Origin of the sequence: Elstera sp. (genome assembly GCF_044372965.1) — a bacterium.
Lineage (GTDB): Bacteria > Pseudomonadota > Alphaproteobacteria > Elsterales > Elsteraceae > Elstera.
This window is the reverse complement of sequence record NZ_JBILQX010000301.1, coordinates 1-2,568: the sequence shown is the minus strand read 5'-3', so window position 1 is coordinate 2,568 and position 2,568 is coordinate 1. Positions and strand designations below refer to the sequence as shown.

2 protein-coding genes are annotated in these 2,568 nt (G+C 63.4%); both read left to right on the top strand.

The window, feature by feature from the left end; genetic code table 11:
• Nucleotides 1-899, top strand: an 899-nt coding sequence (locus ACIQ36_RS19925) for an amidohydrolase family protein (protein WP_395832614.1), incomplete at its 5' end; no start/stop codon positions are given.
• Nucleotides 900-996: 97 nt separating this feature from the next.
• The coding region (locus ACIQ36_RS19920) for a methyl-accepting chemotaxis protein (protein ID WP_395832612.1) at nucleotides 997-2,568 on the top strand (1,572 nt) is incomplete at its 3' end.

The following is a 2,568-nucleotide window of genomic DNA, read 5'->3' as shown; positions in this document are numbered from 1 at the left end:
TGTCCAGTGGGCTCGCTTATCCGCCGAGCCGGGACGCGCCGATGGCAGAACTGGTATCGCTAGCAGAAGTTCTGCGCCCCTTCGGTGGCATTTATACGACGCATCTGCGCCAAGAGGCCGATCAAGTCATCGCTGCCCTAGCCGAAGCCATTGGCACAGCCGGGGCCGCCCAAGTGGCGCTCGTCATCTCGCACCACAAATGCTTGGGCGCGCTCGCCTGGGGCAAAAGTATCGAAACCCTGGCGATGATCGAAGAGGCTAACCGCCGCCAATCGGTCGCGCTGGATGCCTACCCCTATTGTGCCAGTTCCACCATTTTACACCCGGATTTCGTTGATCGGGCGGAGCGCGTTACCCTCACTTGGTCGGCGCAAGATCCCGGTGCCGCCGGGGCCGATCTCGATGTGTTGGCCGACGGTTGGGGCATTAGCCGCCGCAGCGCCGCCGAAAGGCTGGTGCCAGGTGGGGCGATTTATTTCAGCATGCAGGAAAGCGACGTTCAGCGCATTCTTGCCTATCCACGCACTATGATCGGCTCTGACGGCCTGCCCCACGACCGCCGCCCGCACCCGCGCCTATGGGGCACCTTTCCCCGCGTGCTCGGCCATTACGCCCGTGATATCGGCCTGTTCCCGCTCGAAACCGCCGTTCACAAGATGACCGGCCTGTCGGCGGCAGAGTTCGGCCTTACGGGCCGAGGGCTCATTATCCCCGGCTTTTTTGCCGACCTTACCCTGTTCAACCCCGACCGCGTGCTCGACCGCGCCACCTATGCCGAACCGACGCGCCCGCCGGTCGGCATTGAGCACGTCCTTGTGAACGGCCGCTTTGCCTTGCGCGACGGCCAGCCGACCGGAACCCGGAACGGACGCCTACTGCACCGCCCCTCCCCCCTCTAACCCGATCACCGCCGGAGTGCCTGCCATGTCTTCCCCCACCTCTTCCCGTCTCAGCGCTCGGCCCCGGTTTGGACTTCGTTTCGGGATCGGCAGTCAGATGCTCTCGGCGTTCGGCGCGGTGCTGCTGGTGTCGGTCGCGGCCCATTGGTTGGCCTTGGGGCAGTTGCAGGGGGCCGCGCGCGCCACGCAAGATGCCAACGAAGCCTATGAAGCCATCGTGACGCTTCAGGACGTTCAACAAGCGGTCGTGCAGCAATATTCCGCCGTCGCAAGCTATATCGTGAACCCCGACCCCAAGGTTTTACCGGCGTATCGTACCGAGGCCCCCCAAGCCTTCGCGACCGCCATGGCGCAGGCGCGTGCCCTGTCGCCCACCTTGGAGGCTTTGGCGGATTTGGCGCAGATCGACGCGGCCTTGGTCCTCTGGCGGCAACGGGCAGATCGGGATCTTCAAATCATGACCGGCAGCGCTGAAAGCGAAACGCTGTTGAAAGCGCTCACGACCACCATTCAAACCGCTATTCACGGCCAGCGGGAGCGCCAAGCCCGGCGTACCGAAGAGCAGGCCCAAGCCGTGCGAACGACGGAGCGGGTCAGCTTCGCAGGAACCTTGGTCGCAGGGTTCATCTCCCTACTGGTGTGGTTCTTGCTCAATCGCGGCATAACCCGGCCCATCCATGCCATTAGCCGTTGCCTAGCCGCCATTAGCAGCGGTCAGGGGGAAATTGGAACCCCACCGCCCTCGCGCACCGCCGAAATTGCCACTCTCGCCCGCGCGGTCGCCGATTATCGCGAAAGTCTGCTGGAAACCCAGCGCCTATCGGACGAACAGGAGCGGCTAACCCACGCCAGCGAAACTGAGCGCCGGGCTTTTCTCACGCAAATGGTTTCCGAGTTTGAAACGGCGGTGCAATCGAGCCTGACCGATGCCATCGATGCCGCCGCGACAATCAACCGGGGGGCGCTCGCCGTGGCCGCGATGATGCGGGACGCTGAAGCAAGGGGACTGGCGGTGAATGAAGCAACCGAAGCCACCTTCGAGGATGTCCGCGCAATTGCCGCTGCCAGCGAAGAACTCTCCACTGCTGTGATCGATATTCGCCGCCGCGCGACCGATGCCGTGCAAATGACCGCCGAGGCGGGCCAAGAGGTGCTCGCCGCGCAAACCCATATCGATGCGTTAGCGCAGCAATCGGCCACCATCGGCACGATTGTGCATCTCATCGCCAAAATCGCCGATCAAACCAATCTACTCGCCCTCAATGCGACCATCGAGGCGGCGCGGGCGGGGGAGCAAGGGCGCGGGTTCGCCGTTGTCGCTCAAGAGGTCAAGGTTTTGGCCACGCAAACCGGACGCGCCACGGGCGACATCGGCCTTCAAGTCGCCGAAATTCAACGCTCATCCGATCACGCCGTGACAGGGGTACGCGGCGTTGCCCGCGTGATCGAGCGGATTGAAGCCCTCTGCCGGAGCGTCGCCGATTCGGTCGAGGAGCAAAACAGCGCCACGCAGGATATCGCGCGCGCGATTACCCGAACGGCAGACCTAACCCAAAGCGTCGCCTCCAACATCGGTTTGGTCGCAACGTCCATTTCGGAAGTCAGCCTTGCCGCCAATCGGCAATCCCAGGCGTCTGAGGAGTTGAACGGCAGTTTTGGCGTGCTGGCC